Source organism: Amycolatopsis sp. NPDC004368, from assembly GCF_053602515.1.
Genome location: NZ_JBSGDT010000006.1, coordinates 40,800 through 61,086, shown reverse-complemented (window position 1 = coordinate 61,086; position 20,287 = coordinate 40,800). Strand labels below are relative to the sequence as shown.

Here is a 20,287-nt window from a genome sequence, read left to right as displayed (position 1 = left end):
ACGGCTCGGTGACTGCTGCAGTGGACTCCGGGGGTTACCGGGTCGCTCCCGCCCAGCTCGACGCAGCCGCGGCGGACCTGGGCGGGCGCGCGGGCGCGCTCGAGACGGCGGGCAAGGCCGTGGCCGGGCTTGCGGTGCCCGCCACGGCGTTCGGCCAGGTTTCGGCTTCGGCAGATTGCGCCGCCACGCTCAAGAAGACGCTGAGCGAGCTCGGCGAGAAGATCGACGCTCAGGTGCAGCGCGCGAAGGTGCTGCAGAACGGGCTCACCGCGTCGGCCGCCGGCTACCGGCGCGCGGACGAGCAGGTGGCGGCGTCGTACCGGTCGCTGCTGCCGGAGGACCCGCTGCCGGCGGTGAGCGGTCCCGTCGGGGCGGCGGCGAGCGGGGCGTGGGCCGGTGCGATCAGCTCGAACCGCACCAAGGTGTCCGACGCGTTGACGGCCGAGCAGACGCACCTGAAGCAGCTGCAGTCTTCGGGCGGCGACACCGACGACATCGCTCGTTCACAGCGGCGAATCGCGCTGTACCAGGACATCCTGGCGAACAACCGGCAGATCCTGAAGTTCGATCCCACCGCCGACGGGCGGATCGTCGAGCTCGTGGGCTCGATCCAGCCGGGGACGCGCAACGTCGGGCTGTTCGTGCCCGGTGTGAACACGCGGCTGGACAACTTCCAGGGTTACGCCGACCTCGGCCGCAGCCTCGTGGCCGCCGACCCGACGGGCCGCACGGCGACGGTCGTGTGGGCCGACGGCGACTTCCCGCAGAACCCGCTGGTCGAAGGCCCGGACGCGAGCTACGCGCAGACGATGGCCCCCGACCTCAAGACCTTCGGCGACGAGCTGCGCGGCCAGGTCGACACCCAGACCGGCGGCGCCGCGACGATCACCGCCATCGGCCACAGCTACGGCGGCGCGACCGTCGGGCTGGCCGATTCCCAGGGGCTGGCCGTGGATCGCGTGCTGCACGTCGAGTCCGCCGGCATGGGCCACGGTGTGTGGAGCCCGGCCGACCTGCCCGCGAGCCAGGCCGGCGTGCAGCGGTTCTCGATGACCGCGCCGCTCGACCCCATCGTGCTCGCCCAGGGCAACGCCTGGGGCGCCGAATGGACCGGCATCGGCCACGGCGCCGACCCCGACACGTTCCCCGGCGTCACGGACCTCGCCACGGGCAACGACGCGGCCGGCAACGAACTCTGGGGCCTGTCCTCGCACAGCGACGTGCTGAAACCCGGCTCCGACTCGTGGACCAACATCTACGGCGTCCTCACCGGCGGCGCGCTCACGACGGTCCCGGGAGTCCAGCGATGACCCTCCCCCTGCTGGCCGACGAGCTCACCGCCGTCATCGACGACGTCGCCGCCACCTTCGGCCCCCACGTGACCCCCACGGTCGCCGGCGAACTCGACTGCGACCCCGCCCACCCGGGCACCTTGGTCTGCTGGCAGTACGGCGTGCACCTCACCCCCACCCACGACGCGGAAAACAGGCTGGCGGAAGCGGTGCTGCCGTCCTTGGAGGCCGCCGGGTGGCAGGCCCAGGACCGCAGCACGCCGCGGGAGCTGATCGCGCGGTTTCACCGTGATGGCGCGGATTTCACCGTGCACGTGACCCGGGCGGGCAACGGGGTGGCGATCATCGGGTCGACGCGCTGCGTGACCCCCGCCTGAACCCACCCCGCATTCGGTACGCCCTACCCCGACCAACGCCGCGTTGGGTGGGGCGGTGCAGGAGCGTCAGCGGCCCCCGAGGCAAGAAGCCCGCCACGAGCCGCAGCGGCCGCAGCGGGTACTGGACGGTGATGGCGCGGATCTCACCGTGCACCTATCCCGCGGGCAACGGAGTGGCAATCATCGGCTCAACGCGCCACGTGACACCCGCCTGACCTGCTCGCTCGGTCCCGAACCTCAGCCGCGCGGAACCTGCGAGTCGAAGCGGGCGGGGCGCCAGGAGCGCCGACGGCCCCGGCGCACCGTCGCGACCGCGACGCCCGCGGTCGCCGCCAGGGCGACGCCGCCCAGGGCGATCGCGGCCGCCGGGGTGTTCGACGGAGCTGTGGCCGGAGGTGCGGCCGGGACGACGACGGGAACGGCCACCGCAGCGGGCGCGGTACCAGGCCCCGCAACGGAGGCCGGCAGTGTCGACGACACCGCGGCATAAGCGTCGACCACGCCCCAGCCGCGGCGGGGGTCGTGGGCGCCCGACGGGGGGCGGGACGCGGTGAGCGTCAGGCGGGTGACGACCTGGTCGCCGGTGAAGTCCGGGTGTGCGGCGCGCACCAGGGCGGCCACGCCGGCGACGTAGGCGGCCGCCAGGCCCGGGTCGGTGAGGGGCCAGCGGTGCGCGACGGTGCCACCGGCGCCGGCGGAGGTGCTGACGAGGTCGGCGCCCGGGGCGGAGATGCCGAGGTAGTCGCCGGATTCGGTCTGGACCGGGGCGCCGGCCTGGTTGGTGGAGCCGACCGCCAGGACCCCGGCCGACGCCGTCGGAAAACTCCGCGCGCCCTGCTGGGTGGCGGCCGCCGCGGAGACCACGACGGCGCCGCGGGCGCGGGCCCGGGACACGGCGGCGTCGAGGGCCGGGCTGTCGGACGCGGCGGGCACGGCGATCAGCAGCACGCCGGCGCCGCGGTCCACCGCCGTGTCCAGGGCCGAGGCCAGCGCGCCCGGATCGCCGCCGTCGTGGGCGGACGGGTCGACGTACTGCAGCGGCAGGAGTTTCGCGCCGGGAGCGACGCCGACGAAGGTGGTGTCACCCGAGGGCTGGGCGGCGACGATGCCGGCGGCGATCGTGCCGCGGCCGTCGCAGTCCGACGGTGCCGTGCCCGGCCCGGTCAAGACCTGTCCGGAGGCGAACTGCGCGTTCTGCGCGTCGACGCCGGTGCCGATCACGGCCACGACCTGGCCGTCTCCGCGGGACAGGGGCCACAGACGAGGCGGATCGACGATCCGCTGTCCCCACGACACAGCGCCGGTGTAGGTGCCGGACGGGTTCGCGCACGCCCCCACCGCGCTCGCGGACCCCGCAAAACCCACCGAGGCACTCCAGACCAAACCGGCCACGGCGACGACGGCTGGCCACCTCACCGCGGCACCCTCCCGGAGAATCTCGCTGTCCGACAACGGGATTCTAGTCGAGCGGGCGCCGCGGCAACAGGTTCAGCGCAGGTCCATCCCGAGGTCCAACGCGGGCGAGGAGTGCGTGAGCGCCCCCACCGCGAAGAAGTCCACACCGGACTCGGCGTAGGCCTTAGCACGGTCGAGGGTGAGGCCACCAGAGGATTCCAGCCGCGTTTTCGGCGACACGGCGTCGCGCCGCGCCACGGCTTGCTTGCACTGCGCCGGCGTGAAGTTGTCGAGCAGCACCTCGTCGGCACCCGCGGCGAGCGCTTCTTCCAGCTGCGCCAGATCGTCCACCTCGACCTCGCACGCCAGCTCCGGCGCGTGCTCGCGCGCGGCCGCCAGCGCCGCCGTGACCGAACCCGCGGCGACGACGTGGTTGTCCTTGATCAGCACGGCGTCGCCGAGACCCATGCGGTGGTTCACGCCACCGCCGCAGCGCACCGCGTACTTCTCCAGCAACCGCAGACCCGGCGTCGTCTTGCGGGTGTCGCGGATCGCCGTGCCCGAACCCTCCACTTCGGACACCCAGACGGCCGTCGCGGTCGCGATGCCCGAGAGCCGGCACACGAGGTTCAGCGCCGTCCGCTCGGCCGTGAGCAGGCCGCGCACCGGACCGCGCACGACCAGAGCGGGCTCCCGCGCCGCGAGCCGCGAACCGTCCGCGAGCGCGGAGACCACCTCGTAGTCCTCGCCCAGCACGGCGTCGAACACCGCCAGCACCACGGGCACACCGGCGAGCACACCCGGCGAACGCGGGGTCAGCTCGGCCACGGCCCGCGCGTCGGCCGGCACGGTGGACGCGGTGGTGGCGTCCGGGCCGTAGCGCAGGTCCTCCTCCAGCGCCGTGGTCACCACGCGCCGGACATCGGCCACCTCGAGCCCCGCATCCACGAGGGCACGCGAGACGGCTTCGGAAAAGGGGAAGAACTCGGTCATGCCGCACCTTCCAGGGCGATCGGGTCGGCCAGCACCGGCTGGCCGGAGGGGCTGAGCCGGATGAGCTGGCTGCGCCGCCGGCCTTCGTCCCGCGAGGGGAAGTCGGACCGCACGTGGCAGCCCCGCGATTCGGTGCGCCGCGCGGCCGCCGCGAGCAACGCCTGCGCCACCACCGTGAGCGCGGCATCCTCGACGGCCGCGTGCGTCCACAACGGACTGTCCTGGGTGGACAGGTCCAGCACGGAACCCGCCGCCGCCAGGCCGTCGGCGTCGCGGCCGATCGCGGCGTAGCGGCTCATCACGCGCTGCAGGGCGTCGCGGTCGGCCGCCGGCGCCGACGTGCGCGAAGGCACCCGGCCCCGCGACGGATCCGGCAACCGGCCGGCCGCCAGGTCCGTGGCCACGGCCCCGGCCACGCGGTGCCCCACGACCAGGCCTTCGAGCAGGCTGTTGGACGCCAGCCGATTGGCCCCGTGGAGCCCGGTGCGCGCCACCTCACCGGCGGCGTACAGCCCCGTCACACTCGACCGTCCGTCCACAGTGGTCACCACACCGCCGCACGCGAAGTGGGCCGCAGGAGTCACCGGGATCGCGTCCACGGCCGGGTCGAGGCCCAGCACCGCGCACGCCGCGTGCACGGTCGGGAAGCGCCGCGCGAAGCCGGAAATGCCGGTGGCGTCGAGGAAAACGTGGTCGTCGACCCCACCCGGCGCCAGCGCCATCCGCCGCGTGATCGCGGCCGACACGACGTCACGCGGCGCCAGGTCGCCCAGCGGGTGCACCCCCGCCATCACCGATGCCCCCGCGCCGTCGACGAGCGTCGCGCCTTCTCCGCGCACCGCCTCGGTCACGAGCGGGCAGCGGCCACGCGCGTCCGGCGTGTAGAGCACGGTGGGGTGGAACTGCACGAACTCGACGTCGGCCACGGTCGCGCCGGCCCGCAGCGCGAGCGCGAGCCCGTCTCCGGTCGCGATCTCCGGGTTGGACGTGGCCTGGTAGAGCTGCCCGAACCCACCGCTGGCCAGCAGCACGGCCGAAGCCCGCACCACACCCGGCACACCGTCGCGGTCCAGCACGGTCACCCCCGCCACCTCACCCACGGGCGTGAGCAAAGCGTCGACCGCGATGTGGTGCTCCAGCACCGGCACGCGCCGGTCGCCCGCCTGCGCCACCAGGGTGCGCTCCACCTCGGCGCCCGTCGCGTCGCCGCCCGCGTGGATCACGCGGAACGCGCTGTGGCCGCCTTCGCGAGTCCTTGCCAGCCCCTCGGCCCCGGCGTCGAACTTCGCGCCCTCGGCCCGCAGCCGCGCCACGGCCGCGGGCCCGCCGTCGATGATCGAGCGCGCCGCGTCCTCGTCGCACAGCCCGGCCCCCGCCGTGAAGGTGTCTTCGGCGTGCTTCGCGACCGAGTCGCCGAGGTCGTGCTCACCTTCCAGCACCACCGCGACGCCGCCCTGGGCCCAGCGCGTGTTGCCGTCGGACACCGCCGCCTTGGTCACCACGAGCACGTGGAGCCCGAGCTCCTGAGCGCGCAGCGCGGCCGTCAGACCGGCCACCCCGCTGCCCACCACGACCAGGTCCGCCCGGGCTTCCCACATCGGGGTTTTCGCCTGAGAAGCGTTAACCGGCGTGGTCATTCGCCGCCGCCGGGCTGCCCGATCTCGATCATCCGCTGCACCGAAGCGCGCGCCCGGGCGGCCGTGTCGAGGTCCACGTGGACCTCGTCGGCACCCTCGCGCAGGCTCCGCAGCAGCGCGGCCGGCGTGATCATCTTCATGTACCGGCACGAGGCCCGGTCGTTCACCGCGCGGAAGTCGATCTCCGGCGCGGCCTTGCGCAGCTGGTGGATCATGCCGATCTCGGTCGCGACCAGCACCGAGCGCGCCTTCGTGTCGCGCGCGGCGGTCACCATGTCGCCCGTGGACAGGATCTTCACGCGCTCCGGCGCCACGGTGCCTTCGCCCGCGAGGTAGAGCGCCGACGTGGCGCAGCCGCACTCGGGGTGGATGAACAGGTCGGCGTCGGGGTTCTCGGCCGCACGCTCGGCCAGCTCGGCGCCGTTGATGCCGGCGTGCACATGGCACTCCCCGGCCCACACCCGCATGTTCTCCCGGCCCAGCGTGCGCTTCACGTGCGCGCCGAGGAACTGGTCGGGCAGGAACAGGACTTCTCGGTCAGCGGGGATTGAGGCCACCACGTCGACCGCATTCGACGACGTGCAGCAGATGTCCGTCTCGGCCTTCACCTCGGCCGTGGTGTTCACGTACGACACCACCACCGCACCCGGGTGCTCGGCCTTCCACTCCCGCAGCTCGGCACCGGTGATGGAGTCGGCGAGTGAGCAGCCGGCCCGCGCGTCGGGGATCAGCACCGTCTTCTGCGGCGCCAGGATCTTCGCGGTCTCCGCCATGAAGTGCACGCCGCAGAAGACGATCGTGGACGCGTCACTGCTCGCCGCGATGCGGCTCAGCGCAAGGGAGTCACCGGTGAAGTCGGCGATGTCCTGGATCTCGGGCACCTGGTAGTTGTGCGCCAGCAGCACCGCGTCGCGTTGGCGAGCGAGCGCGCGCACCTCTGCCGCCCAGTCCGCGTTCGCCTCGACCCCGCCGTACGGCGTCAGATCCTGCTCGGCGGCGTCCGATTCAAGCGTGGTGGTCATGTCTGGCCCTCCTGGACCGTCGACGGGTTTTCGCCTTATAATCGAAAACCGTGCGGAGTCATCTTAACACCCAGGCCCCCCTGGCCCACGAGGTTCTGTGCGCCGTCCTGCAAGTGCGCTCGGACACACTGCGCGTGCTCCTCTGGCAGCGCGCGCTCGACCCGCACCTGGGCCGGTGGTCGCTGCCGGGCGGGCGGTTGCGGCCCGACGAGGACGTGGAGACGTCGATCCGCCGGCAGCTCGCGGAGAAGGTCGACGTGCGCCAGCTCAAGCACGTGGAGCAGCTCTCGGTGTTCAGCGCGCCCGACCGCGTGCCCGGGCCGCGGGTGGTGGCCACGGCGTTCCTCGGGCTCGTGCCCTCGGACGTCGACCCCGAGGTGCCGGAGGACACGCAGTGGCACGACGTGACGGCACTGCCGCGCACCGCGTTCGACCACGAGGCGATCGTGCTGCGTGCCCGCGACCGGCTGCGCTCGAAGCTCAGCTACACCAACCTCGGGTTCGCGCTCGCGCCCGAGCAGTTCACGATTTCCGCGCTGCGCGGGCTCTACTCGGCCGCACTCGGCTACCGGGTGTCCGCGACCAACCTGCAGCGCGTGCTCGCCCGCCGGGGGCTCCTCGCGCCCACGGGTGACACGGCTTCACCCGGTCGCGCGGGCGGCCGCCCGGCGGCGCTGTTCTCCTTCGCGGGCAAAGGGATGCAGATCACGGACCCCTTCGCGGTCCTGAAGCCGCCGCCGAAGAGGTGACGGACTGCGAGCGCGCCCCGGTACCCGTACGGTGGACGCGTGACCGAGCCGGATCAGGAGCGCAACCCCAGCGGGACAACGACGCTGCCGTTGTTCCCGCTGCAGACCGTGCTGCTTCCCGGAACACACCTGCCGTTGCACATCTTCGAGCCGCGCTACCGGCAGCTGACCGCCGACCTCGTGGGTGGTTCGGTGCCGGGGCGCGAGTTCGGCGTGATCGCGCTGCGCGCCCCGCTCGTGCGTGAGGTCAAAGGTCTGAACCACGTGCACGACGTGGGCTGCAGCACCGTGCTGCGCGAGGCCAAGCGGCTCCCGGACGGCCGCTACGACGTGGTCACCAAGGCCGCCCGCCGCTTCCGCCTCCGGGAGCTCGACACCACCTCGGCTCCCTACCTGATCGGCACCGTCGACTGGCTGCCCGACGACGCCGTGCCCGCCAGCGCGGCCGAGCCCGCGCAGCGCCTCGGCGAGGTCGCGCGCACGGCCCACCGCCGCTACTGCGAAGCCGCCTGGCACGACGACGACTGGAGCACCCCGGACGACGACGCCGACGTCACGGCGCTCGCCTACCAGCTCGCCGCCGACTGCCTGTTGCCCCTGGAAGACCGCCAGCTGCTGCTCGAGGAGACGCACCCGTTGCGGCGCCTGCGCATCGTCTGCCGGCTGCTCACGCGCGAGACGTGGTTCCTGGACACGCTCAGCGCCGTGCCGCTGCCGCCGACGGAGATCGCCGACTACTCCCAGCCGGCCAACCTCAACTGAGCGCCCTCACCCGAGGCGCCGGCCCAGGTCCTCACGGCCGTTCCACGCCGCCAGCAGCGCGTACACCAGCGTGGTCACCAGCGGCGCGGCCAGCCAGATCCAGCCGGACTCGAGCTGCGGTGCCTGCGTGATCACCGCGCCCAGGGCCGGCGGGGTGTCGATGGCGTACTTCGAATTCACGAACGCCGACCCGACCTGCGTGCCGAGCCAGCCCGCCAGCGCGGCACCCGCGGCGGCGGCCACGAGCACGACCGGGCCCCGGCGTTCGCGCATCAGCCACACGACCACGCCGATCACCAGGCCCGTGGCCAGCGCCAGGAAACCGTAGATCGCCAGGTCGTCGAAGCGGTGCCAGCTCTCCAGTTCGAGCGGCACGGGCGGGTCCTGGGTGCTGACCACGCGCATGCGCTGCGGCGGGGCCATCAGCGACCACAGCCAGCCCAGCGGGATGCCGAGCAGGCCCGCGGTCGAGAGCACGCTCACCGCCGGCAGCAGGTCGGCCTTCACCACGACCTTGGGCCGCGCCCGGTGCGGGGGGAAGAGGTTCGGCACCGACCAGGCGTCGCCCACGGCGGACGAGCGGTGTGCTGCCTTGCCCGCGGAATCGACCACCCGGGACTCCCTCCCCTGCGTTTGTGCGGACCGAGCGTAACCGGTCAGCACCCGCGGTCAACCACTGGCGGTCTCGCCGTGGCGGCTGCAGCGCGCCGTCCAGCCGACGGGCGTCACCTGGACGACCATCCGGCGGGCGCAGAACACGCAGAACCGCGGTGGTTCGAGCGCCGTGCGCGGGTTGTGGCAGGCGTCGTGATCGGCACCGCCGGGCGAGGCGTGTCCACAGTGGACGCAGTAGGCGGGTGGATCGGTGAGTGCGTCAGAGGCTGTCACTGAGGGCCTTGACCGGCATCTTCAGCTCGTCGAGCATCTTCAGGTCCGCGCTCGCGGGCCGGCCGAGGTTCGTCAGGTAGTTGCCGACGATGATCGCGTTGATCCCGCCCAGCATGCCCTGCTCCGCGCCCAGGTCGCCCAGGGTCAGCTCACGGCCGCCGGCGAAGCGCAGCATCGTGCGCGGCATCGCGAGCCGGAACGCCGCGACCGTGCGCAGCGCGTCCTTGCCCTCGACGATCTCGAAGTTCTCGTACGGCGTGCCCGGCTGCGGGATGAGGAAGTTCATCGGCACCTCGTGCGGGCTCAGCTCGGCGAGCTGCGCGGCGAACTCCGCGCGCTGCTCGACCGTCTCCCCCATGCCGATGATGCCGCCGCAGCAGACCTCCATGCCGGCCTCGGCGACCATCCGCAGGGTGTCCCAGCGCTCTTCCCACGAGTGCGTGGTGACCACGTCGGGGAAGTGCGAGCGCGCCGTCTCGAGGTTGTGGTTGTAGCGATGCACGCCCATCTCGACGAGCTCGTCTACCTGGTCCTGGGTGAGCATGCCGAGCGAGCACGCGATCTGGATGTCGTTGCCGTCGGCCCGGATCGCCTGTACGCCTTCACGGACCTGCGACAGCAGCCGCTTGTCAGGGCCGCGCACGGCGGCGACGATGCAGAACTCGGTCGCGCCGGTCTCGGCGGTCTGCCGCGCGGCCTTGACCAGGCCGGGGATGTCGAGCCACGCCGAGCGCACGGGCGAGGGGAACCGCCCGGACTGCGAGCAGAAGTGGCAGTCCTCGGGGCAGCCGCCGGTCTTGAGGCTCACGATGCCCTCGACCTCGACCTCCGGGCCGCACCAGCGCATGCGCACCTCGTGCGCTAGCTGCAGCGCCTCGGTGAGCCGCTCGTCGGGGAGCCGGAGCACGGCCAGCACCTGCTCCTCGGACAGTCCGACACCGCGCTCGAGCACCTGCTCGCGCGCCACGGCCAGCACGTCCGAAATGTCCTGGGCCGGCTTTCCCGCCACTGCGGTCACGACGTCTCCTGTCTGTCGACTCCATCCGGGCGTGGTCACCGTCATGGTGCCCGACAGCCCGCCACCCGGGCTGCGACACCCGTCACTTGTTCAGGGAAGCGCCCCGGGTGAAAGCCTCGGGGTCGAACTCCCCGCCGAACCACGGCGAGAGCCCGGCGCGCGCCCGTCCCACGAACGTATCGTGATCGGCCGTGCCCAGCCCCCCGGGCAGCACCCCCAGCAGGGGTGCGCCGGCCGCGGTGGGCAGGTCCTGGAGGTTCTCCACCGACGCGAGGTCCGGCTCGGCCGGCCACGCGCCGACCACCACACCCGCGACGTTGAGGCCGCGCCGTGTGGCGACCTCCGCCGTCAGCGCCGTCGCGTTGAGCGTGCCGAGGCCCGGCTGGGCGACGATCACGATCGGCGCGCCCAGGGCCCACGCCACGTCGGCGAGCCCGGTGCCGTCGGGCGCGAAGCGCACCAGCAGGCCGCCGGCGCCCTCCACGAGCGTGAGGTCGTGCTCGGCGTCGAGCGCGGTCGCGGCGGCCGCGATCTCGCCCGGGCCCAGCGTCGGCAGGCCGCTGCGCCGCGCCGCCGCCTCGGGAGAGAGCGGGTCGGGGTAGCGCCGCAGCTCACGGGTGGTCACGTCTTTACCCGCGAGCCGCACGACCTCGTCGAGGTCACCGGCCTCGCCCGGCAGCACCCCGGTCTGGGCCGGCTTGAGCACGGCCACGCGTTGTCCGCGCGCGAGCGCCAGCGCGGCGATCGCCGCCGTGGTGATCGTCTTGCCGACCTCGGTCCCGGTCCCCGTCATCACCAGCATGGTCACGGGCCATCAACTTAGTCACCCGGACCACGTGCGCACCACGTCCGGGTGGGATCACCCACGATGTGGTGTGACGGGCGTGCCCGCCGGGGTGAACGCACCCGCCGCCGGGTCGGACAGGTAGACCTGCGCCGCGCCGACGTCGAAGTACAGGCCGGTGAGCAGCAGTTCGCCGCGCGCCTCGGCTTCGGCGACCAGCGGGTACGCACGCAGGTGGTCGAGCTGCTGCAGCACGTTGTGCAGCGCCAGCCGGTCGGGCTCACGGGCCGGCGGCTCGCCCCCGAGGGTGACCGGGCCCCGGCGGCGCAGGCTCGGCTCGGCGTGGTGCAGCCAGCCGGCCAGCGCCGTGCCCGCGGACGGCCCGTCGGCGAGCGCGCCCATCGCACCGCACGAGGAATGCCCGCACACCACGATCTCGCGCACGTGCAGCACCCCCACCGCGTACTCGACCGCGGCGTTCATCGACGGGTCGGCCTGCGCCGGCGGCACGAGGTTGCCGATGTTGCGCACCGTGAACAGGTCCCCCGGCCCCGACGTGGTGATCAGGTTGGGCACGATCCGCGAGTCGCCGCAGGTGATGAACAGCGTGTGCGGACGCTGGCCGTCGGCGAGGCCGCTGAGGGTGTCGCGCAGCAGCGGCGCGGCCCGGCGCTGGAACTCCGTGGCGCCGCGGTGGGTGCGCTGGCCCGGCAGCCGCACGTCCACGGCCTGCCAGTCCGACCACGGCGCGAGCCAGCGCGGCACCCCGCGCGCGGCCGCCGTGCGCCGCAGCGTGGGCGTGCCCTGTTTGCCCTTGCCGAACCACGGGTGGCCGACCTCGTCGACGATCACCGTGCCGCCGGCGCGTTCGTGGGCCTGCTGCCAGCTCGTGAGGCTCTCGAAAGCGGCGTGGTCGAGGTAGTCGGCCACGAGCTCCAGCGTGACGACCGTGCCCGCCGGCACCGCGGCGAGCACCTTCGACAGCCGCGGCACCGACAGGAACGTGAGCACGCCCTCCACGACCACCCGCCACTCGTCGCCGTCGCGCTCGGCGTGGACGCCCGTCCACACGGTGCGGCGCAGCACGAGCAGGATCGCCAGCGCAATGCCGGCGAGCACCCCCGTGAGCAGGTCGAACACGACCACGCCGGCGAGCGTCACGAGGTAGAGCGCGAGGTCACCGTGGCGGAGGACCTGCTTGAGGTGACCGGGGTTCACGAGCTTCACGCCGACGTGCACGAGCAGGCCGGCGAGCGCGGCCAGCGGGATGTTCTCGATCAGGCCCGCGAGCGCGACCACGAACACCAGCACCCACACCCCGTGCAGCACGGCCGACGCGCGCGACTTCGCCCCGGCGGCGACGTTGGTGGAGCTGCGCACGATGACGCCGGTCACCGGCAGGCCACCGAGCGCGCCGGACACCAGGTTGGCCGCGCCCTGGCCCACGAGCTCGCGGTCGAGGTTCGCCCGCGGCCCGGTGTGCAGCTTGTCCACGGCGACGGCCGAGAGCAGGCTCTCCACGCTCGCGATCAACGCGATGGTCGCCGCCGCCAGCACCACGTCGGTCCAGCCGTCGCCGGGCAGCTGCGGCGCGAAGCGGACCTGCAGCAGGTCACCGGGCAGCTCCACGCGCGGCAACGTCATCCCCGCCACCAGCGACACGACCGTCGCCACCGCGATCGCCGCCAGCGGCCCCGGCACCTTGCGCACGGCGGCGGGCAACCGCGGCCAGCCCACGAGGATCACGATGGTGAGCAGCCCGATCACCGCCGCGGCGTCGTGGTGCGCCACGATCTGCGCCGGCAGCTCGGCGATGTTGTCCAGCGCCGAGCTCTGGGCCCTCCCGCCGAGCACGACGTGCAGCTGCCCCAGCACGATCGTCACGCCGATGCCCGCGAGCATCCCGTGCACGATCGCCGGCGAGATGGCCAGCGCGGCGCGCGCGATGCGGCTGAGCCCCAGCAGCACCTGCAACGCCCCGGCCAGCACGGTGATCAGGCACGTGACCGCCCACCCGAAGGTCGCGATCGTCTCGGCCATGATCACCGTCAGCCCCGCCGCGGGCCCGCTGACCTGCAACGGCGAGCCGCCGAGCGCCCCGGCGACCACACCCCCCACCACGGCGGCGATCAACCCGGCGACGATCGGCGCCCCGGACGCGAGCGCGATCCCCAACGACAACGGCACGGCCACCAGGAACACCACGAGCGAGGCGGGCACGTCGTGGCGCAACACGGCAAGTCGACTCATGATCACCAGGTAACCCGAATGTGGGTGAAATGTCCGCTATGTCTCACTCGATGGCATGAATTTTTATCGGACACCCCACTCTTGGCTTGCGCTCTTGGGTTGCGGCTGGCAGGCCGGTGCGGGGTGAGCGCACCGGCCCACCGGTCAGTGCGCCATCGACCCCGCCGGCACGAACCCGCGCCGCTGGTCGTCGAGAAGGGACACCTGGGCGGCCCCGACGTCGAAGTACATCCCGGTCAACGTGAGCTCTCCGCGGTCCAGTGCGGCGGCCACGACGGGGTGGGTGCGCAGGTGCTCCAGCTGCTGCACGACGTTGTGCAGCGCCAGCTGGTCAGCCTCGGCGGCAGGCCGGCTCCCCGCCAGGAGCAGGGCCGGCTCCGAAGCGCGGCGGCGCAGGGTGGGTTCGCCGTGGCGCAACCAGGTGCCGAGGCCCGCCAGCCCTTCGGGGGCGGACCCGAGCAGTGCCTTCATCGCGCCGCAGGAGGAGTGGCCGCACACCACGACCTCGGGCACCTTCAGCACGCCCACGGCGTACTCGACGGCTGCCGCCACCGAGGAGTCGCCGGCGGCGCCGGCCGGGGGCACGAGGTTGCCGATGTTGCGCACGGCGAACAGGTCACCCGGGCCGGACGTGGTGATGAGGTTGGGCACGATCCGCGCGTCGCCGCAGGTGATGAACAGGGTGTGCGGGTGCTGGCCGTGCGCGAGGCCGCTGAGGGTCTCACGCAGCAGCGGCGCGGTGCGGCGCTGGAACTCCGCCGCGCCGACGGAGAGCGGCGAGCGCGGACCGGGCACCGAGACGTGTTCGGCCTGCCACTGCGACCACGGCGCGAGCCAGCGCGGCAGCACCCGCGCGGCAAGGCTTCGGCGCACGGTCGGCGAACCGGTGCTGCCGCGGCCGTACCAGGGGTGCCCGATCTCGTCGACGGTCACCGCGCCACCCGCCTTCACGTGGGCCTGCTGCCAGCCGCGCAAGCAGTCGAACGCCGCGTGGTCGAGGTAGTCCACGAGCAGCTCGAGCGTCACATCGGCGCGCTCGGGCACGTCGGCGAGCACGTTCGTCAAGCGGGGCACGGAAAGGAACGTGAGCGCCCCCTCGATCACCACCCGCGTGCGGGCTTCGCCGGTCTCCACGTGCACGCCGGAGTGGACCATGCGGCGCAGCATGAACGCGAGCGCCAGCAGCACCCCCGCCGCGAAACCGGTCAGCAGGTTCACGAACACCGCACCGACGAGCGTCACCGCGTACACCGCGATGTCGCCGTGGCGCAGCACTTCCTTGAGCGCCGGCAGGTTCACGAGCTTCGCGCCCACGTACACGAGCAGCCCGGCCAGCGCGGCGAGCGGGATGTAGCGCAGCACGCCGGTGAGCAGCAGGCAGAACCCGAGGATCCAGCACGAGTGCAGCAGCGCCGAGGCCCGCGTCTTCGCGCCGGCTTCGAAGTTGGTCATGGTCCGCACGATCACGCCGGTCACGGGCAGCCCGCCGAGCGCGCCGGACGCGATGTTGCCCGCGCCCTGGCCGATCAGCTCGCGGTTGAGGTCCGTGAGCCGGCCACCACGCCGCTTGTCGATCGACACCGCCGACAGCAGGCTTTCCAGACTTGCGATGAGCGCGACGGTGAGGGCCGCGAACGCCGCCCCGCCCCAGCCGCCGGACGGCAACTGCGGCACAAACCCGAACGACGGCAGCGCGGCCGGCAGGTCCACGCGCGGCAACGTCATCCCGGTCACGACCGACAGCCCGGTCGCGACCGTGACAGCGGCCAGCGGCCCCGGGACCTTCCGCACGGCCGCGGGCAGTTTCGGCCACAGCACCAGGATCGCGACGGTGAGCACGCCGATCAGCACGGCCTCGTCGTGGTGGCCGACGACCTGCCCGGGCAGCGCCGAGAGGTTCGCGAACGCCGAGCCCTGAGCGCGGCCGCCGAGCACCACGTGCAGCTGCCCCAGCACGATCGTCACGCCGATGCCGGCCAGCAGGCCGTGGACGATCGCGGGTGAGATGGCCAGCGCGGCGCGCGCGACCCGCAGCAGGCCGAAGAGGATCTGCAGCAGCCCGGCGCCGACGGTCACGGCGCAGGTGACGCCCCAGCCGTAGGTGGTGATGGTGTCGGCGAGCACCACGGTCAGCGCCGCGGACGGCCCGCTTACCTGCAGGGCCGAGCCGCCGAGCAGGCTCGCGACCAGGCCGCCGACGACGGCGGAGACGAGGCCCGCGAGCAGGGGCGCGCCCACCGCGAGGGCGACGCCGAGGGAAAGCGGCACCGCGACGAGGAACACGACCAGTGAGGCCGGCACGTCGTGGCGCAGGATGGTCCGGAGGGTCTGGTGGGCTGAGGTGCGGCGCGACGGCGGTCCGGTGTCGTGTTCTCCGCGAACGATCTCGATCATGGCGACAGGAAAGCGGAAAACTCGCGAAAAGTCCGCTAGGTGAGCCGTCTTCGGGTTCGCTTGCGAACCGGAGAACTAGGACGTTTACGACAAAGAGCACCAATCGGTCAAAGGTTGACGGAGTGGCCCAGACCTGATCGCGTGGAAACCCCGGCGTTTCGGCCACTTTGCGTAACGCACAGTATACCGAGCGTGCCTTATGGCCACGGTCACACTCAGTCGGGTGAATTCACGCTTTTTCGGCCGCCGCGAGCATTGCGGTGGTGATCACGACCAGAGCGGCGTCGTCCGTCACGTACGGCGGCATCGCGTACACGAGATCGCGGAAGGGCCGCAGCCACGCGCCCTCGGCCGTCACCACGTCCGTGGCCACGCCGAGGTCGACCTCGTGGTCGAGCTGCAGCACGCCGATCGCGCCGAGCACCCGCACGTCGCGCACGTGCGGCAGGTCCCACGCGGGCGCCAGCCCGCGCCGCAGCCCGGCTTCCAGCCGCGCGACGTCCGCCTGCCACCCGCCTTGCGCAAGCAGGCCGAGCGACGCGTTGGCCACGGCCGAGGCGAGCGGGTTGCCCATGAACGTGGGGCCGTGGGCCAGCACCGGCAGGTCGCCGCGCGCGATGCCCTCGGCGATCTCGGGCGTGCACAAGGCCGCGGCCATCGTGAGGTAGCCGCCGGTGAGCGCCTTGCCCAGGCACAGCACGTCGGGCGTCACGCCGGCGTGCTCGGCCGCGAACATCCGGCCCGTGCGCCCGAATCCGGTGGCGATCTCGTCGAACACCAGCAGCACGTCGTGCTCGCGGGTGAGCTCGCGCAGCGCCCGCAGGTACCCGGGGTGGTGGAAGCGCATGCCGCCGGCGCCCTGCACCACGGGCTCCACGATCACCGCGGCCAATTCGTGCGCGTGCTTCTCCAGCGCCGCGGCCAGGGTGTCCACATAGGACTGGTCGACGGGCGCGTCGAAGCCGGCCGGCGGCTCGGGCACGAACACCTGCTCCGGCAGGACCCCGCGCCACAGCGAGTGCATGCCGCCGTCGGGGTCGCACACGCTCATGGGCGTGAAGGTGTCGCCGTGGTAGCCGCCGCGCCACGTGAGCAGCCGCCGCTTCTCCGGCAGCCCGCGCGAACGCTGGTACTGCAGGCACATCTTCACCGCGACCTCGACCGACACCGAACCCGAGTCGCACAGGAACACGTGCTCGAGCCCCTCGGGGGTGAGGTCCACAAGGGACTCGGCGAGCGTGATCGCCGGTGCGTGGGTGAGGCCGCCGAACATCACGTGGCTCATCCGCCCGGCCTGCTCGGCCAGCGCGGCGTCGAGCACCGGGTGGCGGTAGCCGTGCACGGCCGCCCACCACGACGACATGCCGTCGACGAGCTCACGGCCGTCCGCGAGCTTCAGCCGCACCCCGCTCGCCTCGGTGACGAGCAGGGGTGCGACGCGGCCGGGCATCGGCGCGTACGGGTGCCAGACGTGCGCGGCGTCGAGGGCGAGCAGGTGGTCGGCGCTGTTGTCCACGCGCCGACCCTACGTGCCGCCCAGTTCAGCGCAGCCGCACGGGCAGCGTGATGAGGCCGTGGATCAGTGGGCTCGTGCGGTAGACCAGGTCCTCCTCCGGCACGGCCAGGCTCAGCTTCGGGAACCGCGCCAGCAGCCCGCCGAGCGCGATCTCCGCCTCCATCCGCGCCAGCGGGGCGCCGACGCAGTAGTGGATGCCGTGACCGAAGGCGACGTGGCCGCCGGCCGCGCGGGTCACGTCGAGCTCCGCCGGATCGGGGAACCGCTCCTCGTCGCGGTTGGCGGCGAGCAGGGACACCTGCACGAACTCCCCCGCGGGAATCGTCCGGTCACCGACCTCGACGTCGTCGATGGTGTAGCGCAAGGTCGCGATGTTGATGGGCCCGTCGAACCGCAGGAACTCCTCCACCGCACCGGGCATCAGCGACTGGTCCGCCACCAGCTTCGCGCGCTGCTCGGGCGCCCGGAGCAACGCGAGCGTCGCGTTGCCGATCAGGTTCACGGTGGTCTCGTGCCCCGCGACGAGCAGCAGGAACGCCATCGAGACGAGCTCTTCCTCGCTCAGCGAGTCACCCTGATCGGTGGCGTGCACCAGCCCCGAGAGCAGGTCCTCGCCAGGCTCGGCCCGCTTCTGCGCGACCAGCGCCACGAGGTACTGGTGCATCGCGAGCACCGCGGCCTGCACGTCGTCCACGGCACCCGCGCTGAGCATCGTGGCGGACCACCCGGAGAACTCGCCGCGGTCCTGCTCGTGCACGCCGAGCAGCTCACAGATCACCGTGATCGGTACCGGCCCCGCGAACGCGGTCATCAGGTCCACCTGCTCGTGCTCCGCCATCGCGTCGAGCAGTTCGGTGGTGATCTGCTCGATGCGCGGGCGCAGGCCGGCGATTGCGCCCGGGGTGAACGCCTTGTTCACGAGCTTGCGCAGCCGCGTGTGGTCAGGCGGGTCGGTGTTGAGCATGTGCGCGCCGAGCAGCTGGCCGAAGCTGACGTTGATGTTCTCCGGCCCGACCTTCTTCGCCATCAGCTCGTACGCGCCGAGGTTGTCCTTGCTCAGCCGCGGGTCCGCGAGCAGCGCCCGCGCGTGCTCGTACCCGGTGACGAGGTAGGACGGCGTGCCGCGTGGCATGCGGACCGGGCACACGGCTCCGTGGCCGCGCAGGGCCTGCAAGGTTTCGTGCGTGTGCTGCATGAACCCGTCGTCGATGACGGGCAGTTCTTCGGCTGGCACTTCTTCGGCTGGCACTTCTTCGGCTGGCACTTCTTCGGCTGGCACTTCTTCGGCTGGCACTTCTTCGGCTGACACAGCGCCCCCAAGGTCTGGTGGTCCCCGAACCCCCAGTATGCCCACGGCCCGGTGTGCTCGGCGTGGACCGCGGGGGAGGATGGGTTCCGATGCGCTACCGACCCATCTCCCCCGAAGTCCTGGCCGCCGAGCTGACCGAACGCGTGGTCGCGCTGCCGCACCGGCGGCTCGTGGTCGCCGTGGACGGCGCCGACGGCGCGACGGACACCGCCGGCCTCGCCGACGCGCTCGTGGATCCGTTGCGGCTGCTGGGCCACGCCGCCGTGCGCGTGCCCGCGAGCGGGTTCCTGCGCCCGGCGTCGCTGCGCTTCGAGCACGGCAAGCGCAACCCCGACGCGCGCTACACCGACTGGCTCGACCTAGGCGCCCTGCGCCGCGAAGTCCTCGACCCGCTCGGCGGCGACGGCAGTGGCGAGGTCCTGCCGGCGTTGTGGGACACCGAACGCGACCGGGCCACGCGCCTGGCCCGCGTGCCCGTGCCCGAGGGCGGCGTGGTGCTCGTGAACGGCGAGTTCCTGCTCGGCGCCGGGCTCGCGTTCGACCTCGTGGTGCACCTTTGGCTCTCGCCCGCCGCGCTGCGCCGCCGCCTGCCGGCCGACGACGCGTGGGCCCTGCCCGCCTACGAACGCTACGAGTCGGAAGTGGACCCCGGCGCGCTCGCCGACGTCACGGTGCGCGTGGACGACCCACGCCACCCGGCGGTGTACGAGCCTTAGCGCACGGCGGCGACGGGATCGCCGTCCAGCAGCCCCGACAGGCGCCGCGCCATCACGTCCCAGCGCCAGTGGTCCGTGACCCACGCGCGCCCCGCCGCACCCATCCGGCGGGCCCGCACGGGGTCGGTCAGCAGTGCTTCGAGGGTGTCGCGCAGCTGAGCCACGTCGCGGCCGTCCACGACGTGGCCGGTCACCTCGTCGAGCACGGCCTCGGGCGCGCCGCCCGACGTGCCGGCCACCACGGGCAGCCCGGTCGCCGACGCCTCCAGGTAGACGATCCCCAGCGCCTCGACGTCGAGGCCCTTGCCGCGGGTGCGCGCGGGCATCGCGAAGACGTCGCCCGCGTTGTAGTGCGCCGGCAGCTCGGCCCACGGCACCGAGCCCGTGATGACCACGTTGGCGGCCACGTCGTGCTCGGCGACGAGCTCGGTGAGCCGCTTGCGGTACGGACCACCGCCGACGAGCAGCAGCACCACGTCGGGCACGCGTTTGCGCAGCTCCGGCAATGTGCGGATGAGCATGTCCTGACCCTTGCGCGGCACGAGCCGCGACACGCACACCACCGTCGGCCGGTCGCCGAGGCCGTGGCGGGCGCGGATCTCCTCGCGCGCGCCGGCGTCGGGGGCGAACAGCGTGGTGTCGACCCCCGAGGGCAGCATCTCGAGGCCCGCCATCGGCCCGAACGCGGCGCCGAAGCGGCGGCGCGTGTACTTGCTGACGTAGGTGAGCACGTCGGCCGTGTCGCCGATGCGCCGCAGCGCCTGGCGCGAACCCGGCAGCATCGACCAGCCGACCTCGTGCCCGTGCGTGGACGCCACGACCCGGCGCGCGCCGGCCTGGCGCAGCGGGTGACCGAGCAGCGCCAGCGGCGCGGCCGCGCCGAACCACACCGCCTCGCAGTCGCGGGCCCGCATGATCTGCTTCGCGCGCCGCAGCACGTCGGGTGTCGGCAGCATCAGCGACGTCGGGTGCCGCACGACCTCGAACGCGGCCTCGGCGTCGAAGTCGACGTGCGAGCCGGCCTTGCCTTCCCACGACGGCGCGTAGACCACCAGATCGTCGGCCGGCAGCCGCGTGGCCAGCGAGTTGAGGTAGTTCTGGATCCCCCCTGGCCGCGGCGGGAAGTCGTTGGTCACGAGCAGCGTCCTGGGCACCCCGGCAGGCTACCGGCCCCGCCGACGACCA

General features: G+C 73.0%; 19 protein-coding genes. 6 read left to right on the top strand and 13 right to left on the bottom strand.

Annotated elements, in window-relative coordinates:
* The first annotated feature begins 8 nt into the window (after positions 1 to 8).
* Positions 9 to 1,310 (top strand): alpha/beta hydrolase, encoded by a 1,302-nt coding sequence (locus tag ACWEOE_RS11915; RefSeq protein ID WP_452007359.1) that lies wholly within the window; start codon positions 9 to 11, stop codon positions 1,308 to 1,310.
* Positions 1,307 to 1,669: a hypothetical protein gene (locus tag ACWEOE_RS11910; protein ID WP_452007357.1), complete on the top strand. Its 363-nt coding sequence runs from the start codon at positions 1,307 to 1,309 to the stop codon at positions 1,667 to 1,669. Before ACWEOE_RS11915 ends, ACWEOE_RS11910 begins: the two co-directional genes overlap by 4 nt.
* 237 nt (positions 1,670 to 1,906) lie before the next feature.
* On the opposite strand, the gene ACWEOE_RS11905 is transcribed toward ACWEOE_RS11910, so the two are convergent.
* From ACWEOE_RS11905 to nadA, 4 genes are all read right to left on the bottom strand, one after another.
* Positions 1,907 to 3,085, bottom strand: coding sequence for a S8 family serine peptidase (locus tag ACWEOE_RS11905; protein ID WP_452007355.1), 1,179 nt, complete (start codon positions 3,083 to 3,085; stop codon positions 1,907 to 1,909).
* A gap of 72 nt (positions 3,086 to 3,157) precedes the next feature.
* Positions 3,158 to 4,057: a carboxylating nicotinate-nucleotide diphosphorylase gene (nadC, locus tag ACWEOE_RS11900; RefSeq protein ID WP_452007353.1), complete on the bottom strand. Its 900-nt coding sequence runs from the start codon at positions 4,055 to 4,057 to the stop codon at positions 3,158 to 3,160.
* The gene (locus ACWEOE_RS11895; protein ID WP_452007351.1) at positions 4,054 to 5,694 is read right to left on the bottom strand and encodes an L-aspartate oxidase; all 1,641 of its coding nucleotides are present in this window, start codon (positions 5,692 to 5,694) and stop codon (positions 4,054 to 4,056) included. Before ACWEOE_RS11895 ends, nadC begins: the two co-directional genes overlap by 4 nt.
* Positions 5,691 to 6,716, bottom strand: coding sequence for a quinolinate synthase NadA (gene nadA, locus ACWEOE_RS11890; protein ID WP_452007349.1), 1,026 nt, complete (start codon positions 6,714 to 6,716; stop codon positions 5,691 to 5,693). Before nadA ends, ACWEOE_RS11895 begins: the two co-directional genes overlap by 4 nt.
* A 113-nt stretch (positions 6,717 to 6,829) precedes the next feature.
* On the opposite strand from nadA, the gene ACWEOE_RS11885 reads away from it, so the two are divergent.
* Together ACWEOE_RS11885 and ACWEOE_RS11880 are read left to right on the top strand one after the other, a co-directional pair.
* Positions 6,830 to 7,465 (top strand): NUDIX hydrolase, encoded by a 636-nt coding sequence (locus ACWEOE_RS11885; protein ID WP_452007680.1) that lies wholly within the window; start codon positions 6,830 to 6,832, stop codon positions 7,463 to 7,465.
* 39 nt (positions 7,466 to 7,504) lie between these two features.
* On the top strand, positions 7,505 to 8,227 hold the full coding sequence (locus ACWEOE_RS11880) for an LON peptidase substrate-binding domain-containing protein (RefSeq protein ID WP_452007347.1): 723 nt from the start codon (positions 7,505 to 7,507) through the stop codon (positions 8,225 to 8,227).
* A 6-nt stretch (positions 8,228 to 8,233) separates the two neighbouring features.
* Here ACWEOE_RS11880 and ACWEOE_RS11875 read toward each other — a convergent pair whose 3' ends face one another.
* The 8 genes from ACWEOE_RS11875 to ACWEOE_RS11840 all read right to left on the bottom strand — a co-directional run bounded on the left by ACWEOE_RS11875 (position 8,234) and on the right by ACWEOE_RS11840 (position 18,272).
* Positions 8,234 to 8,839 carry a DUF2567 domain-containing protein gene (locus tag ACWEOE_RS11875; protein WP_452007345.1) on the bottom strand — a complete coding sequence of 202 codons (606 nt, stop codon included), beginning with the start codon at positions 8,837 to 8,839 and terminating at the stop codon, positions 8,234 to 8,236.
* Between the two features lie 57 nt (positions 8,840 to 8,896).
* On the bottom strand, positions 8,897 to 9,115 hold the full coding sequence (bsaP, locus tag ACWEOE_RS11870) for a biotin synthase auxiliary protein BsaP (protein ID WP_452007343.1): 219 nt from the start codon (positions 9,113 to 9,115) through the stop codon (positions 8,897 to 8,899).
* A complete protein-coding gene (bioB, locus tag ACWEOE_RS11865; RefSeq protein ID WP_452007341.1) occupies positions 9,102 to 10,133 on the bottom strand; it encodes a biotin synthase BioB in 1,032 nt (343 codons plus the stop codon). The genes bsaP and bioB overlap by 14 nt, the downstream gene beginning before the upstream one ends.
* A gap of 82 nt (positions 10,134 to 10,215) precedes the next feature.
* A complete protein-coding gene (gene bioD, locus ACWEOE_RS11860; RefSeq protein ID WP_452007678.1) occupies positions 10,216 to 10,935 on the bottom strand; it encodes a dethiobiotin synthase in 720 nt (239 codons plus the stop codon).
* A 57-nt stretch (positions 10,936 to 10,992) separates the two neighbouring features.
* Positions 10,993 to 13,167 (bottom strand): SulP family inorganic anion transporter, encoded by a 2,175-nt coding sequence (locus ACWEOE_RS11855; RefSeq protein ID WP_452007339.1) that lies wholly within the window; start codon positions 13,165 to 13,167, stop codon positions 10,993 to 10,995.
* A gap of 144 nt (positions 13,168 to 13,311) precedes the next feature.
* The gene (locus ACWEOE_RS11850; protein WP_452007337.1) at positions 13,312 to 15,561 is read right to left on the bottom strand and encodes a SulP family inorganic anion transporter; all 2,250 of its coding nucleotides are present in this window, start codon (positions 15,559 to 15,561) and stop codon (positions 13,312 to 13,314) included.
* 229 nt (positions 15,562 to 15,790) lie between these two features.
* Positions 15,791 to 17,077 carry an adenosylmethionine--8-amino-7-oxononanoate transaminase gene (locus ACWEOE_RS11845; protein WP_452007335.1) on the bottom strand — a complete coding sequence of 429 codons (1,287 nt, stop codon included), beginning with the start codon at positions 17,075 to 17,077 and terminating at the stop codon, positions 15,791 to 15,793.
* Positions 17,078 to 17,102: 25 nt separating this feature from the next.
* Positions 17,103 to 18,272, bottom strand: coding sequence for a cytochrome P450 family protein (locus ACWEOE_RS11840; protein ID WP_452007333.1), 1,170 nt, complete (start codon positions 18,270 to 18,272; stop codon positions 17,103 to 17,105).
* On the opposite strand from ACWEOE_RS11840, the gene ACWEOE_RS11835 reads away from it, so the two are divergent.
* Positions 18,258 to 18,383 (top strand): hypothetical protein, encoded by a 126-nt coding sequence (locus tag ACWEOE_RS11835; protein ID WP_452007331.1) that lies wholly within the window; start codon positions 18,258 to 18,260, stop codon positions 18,381 to 18,383. The genes ACWEOE_RS11840 and ACWEOE_RS11835 overlap by 15 nt on opposite strands.
* A 92-nt stretch (positions 18,384 to 18,475) precedes the next feature.
* Positions 18,476 to 19,102: a uridine kinase gene (locus tag ACWEOE_RS11830; RefSeq protein ID WP_452007329.1), complete on the top strand. Its 627-nt coding sequence runs from the start codon at positions 18,476 to 18,478 to the stop codon at positions 19,100 to 19,102.
* Here the strand turns inward: ACWEOE_RS11830 and ACWEOE_RS11825 are convergent.
* Positions 19,099 to 20,256, bottom strand: coding sequence for a glycosyltransferase family 4 protein (locus ACWEOE_RS11825; protein WP_452007327.1), 1,158 nt, complete (start codon positions 20,254 to 20,256; stop codon positions 19,099 to 19,101). The two genes, ACWEOE_RS11830 and ACWEOE_RS11825, sit on opposite strands and share 4 nt — an antisense overlap.
* Between the last annotated feature and the right edge of the window lie 31 nt (positions 20,257 to 20,287).

Coding starts and splice junctions, on each gene's coding strand:
- nadA (WP_452007349.1), bottom strand. CDS start 6,716: ATGACCACCACGCTTGAATCGGACGCCGCCGAGCAGGATCTGACGCCG.
- ACWEOE_RS11830 (WP_452007329.1), top strand. CDS start 18,476: ATGCGCTACCGACCCATCTCCCCCGAAGTCCTGGCCGCCGAGCTGACC.
- ACWEOE_RS11855 (WP_452007339.1), bottom strand. CDS start 13,167: ATGAGTCGACTTGCCGTGTTGCGCCACGACGTGCCCGCCTCGCTCGTG.
- ACWEOE_RS11910 (WP_452007357.1), top strand. CDS start 1,307: ATGACCCTCCCCCTGCTGGCCGACGAGCTCACCGCCGTCATCGACGAC.
- ACWEOE_RS11840 (WP_452007333.1), bottom strand. CDS start 18,272: ATGCAGCACACGCACGAAACCTTGCAGGCCCTGCGCGGCCACGGAGCC.
- bioD (WP_452007678.1), bottom strand. CDS start 10,935: ATGCTGGTGATGACGGGGACCGGGACCGAGGTCGGCAAGACGATCACC.
- ACWEOE_RS11895 (WP_452007351.1), bottom strand. CDS start 5,694: ATGACCACGCCGGTTAACGCTTCTCAGGCGAAAACCCCGATGTGGGAA.
- nadC (WP_452007353.1), bottom strand. CDS start 4,057: ATGACCGAGTTCTTCCCCTTTTCCGAAGCCGTCTCGCGTGCCCTCGTG.
- ACWEOE_RS11850 (WP_452007337.1), bottom strand. CDS start 15,561: ATGATCGAGATCGTTCGCGGAGAACACGACACCGGACCGCCGTCGCGC.